The sequence below is a fragment of the Mycobacterium sp. 852013-51886_SCH5428379 genome, assembly GCF_001665575.1.
GTDB lineage: Bacteria > Actinomycetota > Actinomycetes > Mycobacteriales > Mycobacteriaceae > Mycobacterium.
The window spans coordinates 1-4,658 of record NZ_LZSU01000041.1 but is presented as its reverse complement, the minus strand read 5'-3'; the positions used below and the strand labels follow the sequence as shown (position 1 = coordinate 4,658).

Annotated in this window: 5 protein-coding genes and 1 pseudogene; 2 read left to right on the top strand and 4 right to left on the bottom strand. The window is 68.9% G+C overall.

Annotated elements, in window-relative coordinates; all coding sequences use genetic code 11:
• Window positions 1-221: pseudogene (locus tag A5757_RS23475) on the top strand (hypothetical protein); the annotation flags it as partial.
• Here the strand turns inward: A5757_RS23475 and A5757_RS17415 are convergent.
• Genes A5757_RS17415 through A5757_RS17400 form a run of 4 tightly spaced genes read right to left on the bottom strand, consistent with a single transcriptional unit; the run spans window position 218 to window position 4,009 of the window.
• Entirely contained in the window at window positions 218-1,252 is a 1,035-nt protein-coding gene (locus A5757_RS17415) for an ABC transporter ATP-binding protein (RefSeq protein ID WP_066836378.1), read from the bottom strand. The pseudogene A5757_RS23475 and the gene A5757_RS17415 sit on opposite strands and share 4 nt — an antisense overlap.
• Window positions 1,249-2,016, bottom strand: a complete 768-nt coding sequence (locus A5757_RS17410) for an ABC transporter permease (RefSeq protein WP_066836376.1) — start codon at window positions 2,014-2,016, stop codon at window positions 1,249-1,251. The genes A5757_RS17415 and A5757_RS17410 overlap by 4 nt, the downstream gene beginning before the upstream one ends.
• Entirely contained in the window at window positions 2,013-2,861 is an 849-nt protein-coding gene (locus A5757_RS17405) for an ABC transporter permease subunit (protein ID WP_066836374.1), read from the bottom strand. Before A5757_RS17405 ends, A5757_RS17410 begins: the two co-directional genes overlap by 4 nt.
• Window positions 2,862-2,869: 8 nt before the next feature.
• Window positions 2,870-4,009 (bottom strand): ABC transporter substrate-binding protein, encoded by a 1,140-nt coding sequence (locus A5757_RS17400; RefSeq protein ID WP_066836372.1) that lies wholly within the window; start codon window positions 4,007-4,009, stop codon window positions 2,870-2,872.
• Window positions 4,010-4,171: 162 nt separating this feature from the next.
• On the opposite strand from A5757_RS17400, the gene A5757_RS17395 reads away from it, so the two are divergent.
• On the top strand, window positions 4,172-4,658 hold a 487-nt coding region (locus A5757_RS17395), incomplete at its 3' end, for a hypothetical protein (protein WP_156618490.1).

Sequence of the window (4,658 nt, the reverse complement as noted above, 5' to 3'; positions counted from 1 at the left end):
GCCACCGCGCCCATCACCGCGGCGACATCACCCTCACCGGACCCGCCGACCACCTCGCCGTCACCGACGCCACCGGCAAGCGAATGACCAACCGCGCTCTCGCCCGGCCACCCACCACACCTCCACCGGATGTGAAACCGTGCCCCGGACCGACCGGGGAACGCGCCGACTGGTGGTGGTACACCCCCTACGAACCGAAGGCGCCGCCGAGAAGCGCCTAGACCACCAGCACCGCGGTCGGCTCCACACCGACCGACACCGGATCCCCGGCGGCGAAGTCACCGGCCCGCGAACTCGGCAGCTGCGCACTGCATGCGGTGCCGTCGTTCAACGCGAGGTACACCCGCGAGATCGCGCCGAGGAACGCCACGGACGTCACGGTCGCATTGAGTTCACCGTCCACGGTGACGGTGACGGATTCGGGCCGCACCATGGCCTGCCCCTCCCCCGAGGTGATCGACCCGTCGAGCGTCGGCACCGAGGTGCCCAGCAGGTGCGCCCGGCCCTGCGAAACCTGTGCCGGGACTTTGTTGTTGAGTCCGACGAACTCCGCGACGAACGGGGTCGCCGGGTTCGCGTAGAGGTCCGCAGGCGCGGCGAGCTGTTCGAGCCGGCCCTGGTTCATCACCCCGACCCGGTCGGCGACGGCGAGCGCCTCCTCCTGATCGTGGGTGACGAACAGCGTGGTGGTGCCGAATTCCAGTTGCACACGGCGGATCTCGTCACGCAGCTGGGCGCGCACCTTGGCGTCCAGCGCCGAGAGCGGTTCGTCGAGCAGCAACACCCGCGGCTGGATCGCCAGCGCACGGGCCAGCGCGACGCGCTGCTGCTGGCCACCGGACATCTCGCCGGCGTACTTGTGCTGATGCGCTGAGAGCCCGACCACCTCGAGCATCTCGGCGGCGCGGGACATCCGGTCCGCCTTGGGTTTTCCACGCATCTTCAGACCAAAGGCGACGTTGTCGAGGGCGGTCAGGTGCGGGAACAGGCTGTAGGCCTGGAACACCATGCCCATATCGCGTTTGTTGGCGGGCACCCGGCTGACGTCGCGGCCGTCGACGCTCACGGTGCCGAACGTCGCCTCGTCCAGTCCGGCGAGGATCCGCAGCGCCGTGGTCTTCCCGCAGCCCGACGGCCCCAGCAGCGCGACCAGCTCACCGGGCCGGATGTGCAGCGTCAATCCGTCCAGTGCCTTGACGGTGCCGTACACCCGGGTGAGGTCGTTGAGTTCGACGGCGACTCCGGCGGTCATGCGGTTCCTCTCGTGCGTCGTCGCCCGCGGGTGACCGCCGACAGGATCAGCAGCAGGGCGAATCCGAAGAGCAGCACGGCCAGCGACGCCGCCACCGACGTCGGGCCGTCGGTCTTGCCGAGAGCGACGATCTGCACCTGCAGCGTCTGGTATCCCGACAGCGAGGCGATGGTGTACTCCCCGAGCACCACAGCGATCGAGATGAACGCCGCGGACAGGATGCCCGGCCAGATGTTGGGCACCACCACCCGCAGGATCGTCGTCGTCCATCCGGCGCCCAGGGAGCGCGCGGCCTCCGACAGCGTGGGCAGGTCGATCGCCGACAACGCGGCGTCGATCGAGCGGTACGCGAACGGCAGCACCAGCACCACGTAGACGAACGTCAGCGTCAGCGCCGACTCGCCGAGGAAGTACGTCACCCACAGGTAGACGTTGCGCAGTCCGACGACGATCACCAGCGCGGGGATCGTCAGCGGCAGCAGACACAGGAACTCCACCGGGCGCCGCGCCCACGGCGCGCGCAGCCGCACCCAGATCATCGTCGGCACCAGCACGGCCAGCATCGCCAGCACGGTGAACACCGACAGCAGCAGCGAGATCACGATCGACTGGTACAGCGCTTCGTCTTGGACGAGGTTCTGCCAGGCCTGCAGTGTGCGGCCGCCGTCGATCAGATCGCGGGTGGAGAAGTCTGCCATCGCGTACAGCGGGAACAGGAAGAACAGCGCGAAGGCCAGCCACAGCAGGGCGCGGACGAGTTTCACTGCAGCCACCGGGAGGTCCGGCGAAGCAGCGCGTTGTAAGCCACCATCACCACCGCGACCACCACCACCATCTCCAGTGCCAGCGCATAGGCGAAGCCCGACTGGCCGAGGACCACCTCACTGGTCAGGGCCGAGCGGATGAGCAGCGGCAGGATCGGGCTGCCCTGGCTGACGAGCGCCGCGGCGGTCGCATACGCGGCGAACGCGTTGGCGAACAACAGCAGTGCCGATCCCAGGAAGGCCGGCGCCAACAGCGGGAACGCCACCTCCCGCCAGTACTGCCAGGTGGAGGCGCCCAGGTTGACGGCGGCCTCCCGCCACTGGCTGCGCAACCCCTCGAGCGCGGGGACGAAGACGATCACCATCAGCGGGATCTGGAAATAGGTGTAGACCAGGATCAGCCCGGTCAGCGTGTACAGCCAACCGGAGCCGGCGAGGTTCCAGCCCAGCGCCTCCTGGACCCAGAGCGTCAGCACCCCGTTGAGGCCGACCGTCGCCAGGAACGCGAAAGCCAGTGCGACACCGCCGAATTGCGCCAGCACGCTGCACAGCGCGAGCACCGCCCTGCGGATCATCGACTCGGGTGCACTGCTGACGACCAGCCACGACAGCACCGCTCCGAGCACCGCGCCGAGCACCGCTGTGCTGCCCGAGAGCAGCACGCTCTTCCACAGCGCCGACAACGCCGTCGGGGTGAACAGCGCCTGGATGCGCTCCAGCGAGAAGGCGCCGTCGGCGAAGAAGGCACTCACCACGACGGTGACCGTGGGGATGAGCAGGAACACCGTGAGGATCGCGAAGAACGGCAGCAGCGGCGCGCCGTCGCGAAGCCGTCGTACGAGCACGGGTTCGGTCAGCCGACCGCGCCGGCCCAGTTGGCGGCCAGATATTCGGTGGCCGCCTTGTTCTGCTCCTCCGAGACGATGACGGGCTCGCCGGTGACCTCCGGCAGGGCCGCGTAGGCGGCGGCGTCCAGCGTGTTCTCCGCGAGCATCGACTCCGCCCGCACCGGGCGCGCACCGCCGCCGAGATAGAGGTTCTGTCCCTCATCGCTGTAGAGGAACTCCTGCCACAACCGGGCCGCGGCGGGATGCGGCGCATCCTTGTTGACGGCCTGGAAGTAATAGCCCGCCACCGCCGGTCCGGGCGGTACGACGACGGTCCAGGACGGCAGCTTCTTGGTCTCCGCGGCGTTGAGGTAGTCCCAGTCGATCACCACGGGGGTCTGACCGGATTCGATGGTCGCCGGGGTCGGGTCGACGGGCAGGAAGTTGCCCGCTTCCTTGAGCTTGCGGAAGAACTCGACGCCGGGGGCGATGTCGTCGGCCGAACCTCCTTGGCTCAGCGCCACCATCATGACGCCGGAGAACGCGGCGCCGGCCTGGGTGGGATCGCCGTTGAGGGCCACCTTGCCGCGGTACTCGGGCTTGAGCAGATCCTCGACGCTGGTGACCGGTGGCACCTTGGAGGCGTCGTAGCCGATCGACATGTAGCCGCCGTAGTCGTTGACCCAGGTGCCGTCGGGATCCTTGAACTCGGCGGGGATGTCGTCGAACATGGCGACCTTGTAGGGCGCGAACATCGCGGTGTTGGCCAGCGCGACGGATTGGCCGAGGTCGAAGACGTCGGGGGCGGTGCTCTTGCCGCGCTGCTGATTGGCGGCGTTGATCTCGTCCTGGCTGGCGGCGTCGGGTTGGGCCGAGTTGACCTTGATGCCGTACTTTTTCGAGAACGTGTCGATGATCGCGCCGTAATTGGCCCAATCTGGGGGGAGCGCAATGACATTCAACTCGCCCTCGGCCTTGGCCGCCTCGATCAGTTTGTCCATACCGCCGAAGTCGTCGGCCGAGGTGGCCTCGCGGACCTCGACGCCGGAGTCGGTCTGGGCGCCGCCGCTGTCCTTCTCCGGCGGGGCGCAGGCGGCGAGGCCGAGGACGAGCAGGGCGGACGCGAAGATCGCGCGCGCCGGTGGGGAGATACGTGGAGTGATCATGCCGAACCTTCCGATGGTCAGGAAGCGCCGCGGTGAAGGGATGCCTGGGTGGGCGTGAGAACCCTATCGTGACCGGCCGTGCCGGGCAGCCCGTTGGTCAAGCCGGGGGCGATGTCGCCGACGACCGCGCATCAGCGCTGGTCGGACGGTTAGCATCGGGTGGTGGCTGAACGCCGACCGCACTCCCAGCCCCCAGGGCAGTTCGACTACCGCTGGGATGAACCGCCGCACAGCGGCGAGGCGTTCGGCGACCGTGAATACGAGGACATCCATCAGCCCCCAGCCGAGGAGTACGCCGACGCGTATCCCGCCGAACCCCCCGCCGCGGAACCGCCACCGTTCGACCCGCCGCCCTACGAACCGGCACCCGCCGGCCAGTTCGACGCCTTCAACGCCAGCACCTGGACGTTCCGGCCGCCGCCGACGCCGTGGTACCGGACCCGGCAGGCCGTCGTCGTCCTGGTGGCCCTGGCGCTCGCCGCGTCCGCGCTGGTGGTGTCGGCGGTGCTCCTGCTGTTCGGCGGTGCGGACGGCTCGGGTTCCGAGCGTGACGAGCGCAGCGGCACGCCCACGCCGTCGAGTCTTCCGCCCACCCCGACGCTGACCAGTCAGCCGGTGGCCCCGCCGCCCCCTGTCTCTTATACACATC

What these genes read in the sequence shown, in the direction of transcription:
- A5757_RS17415 (WP_066836378.1), bottom strand. Translation starts at nt 1,252, where the DNA reads ATGACCGCCGGAGTCGCCGTCGAACTCAACGACCTCACCCGGGTGTAC.
- A5757_RS17400 (WP_066836372.1), bottom strand. Translation starts at nt 4,009, where the DNA reads ATGATCACTCCACGTATCTCCCCACCGGCGCGCGCGATCTTCGCGTCC.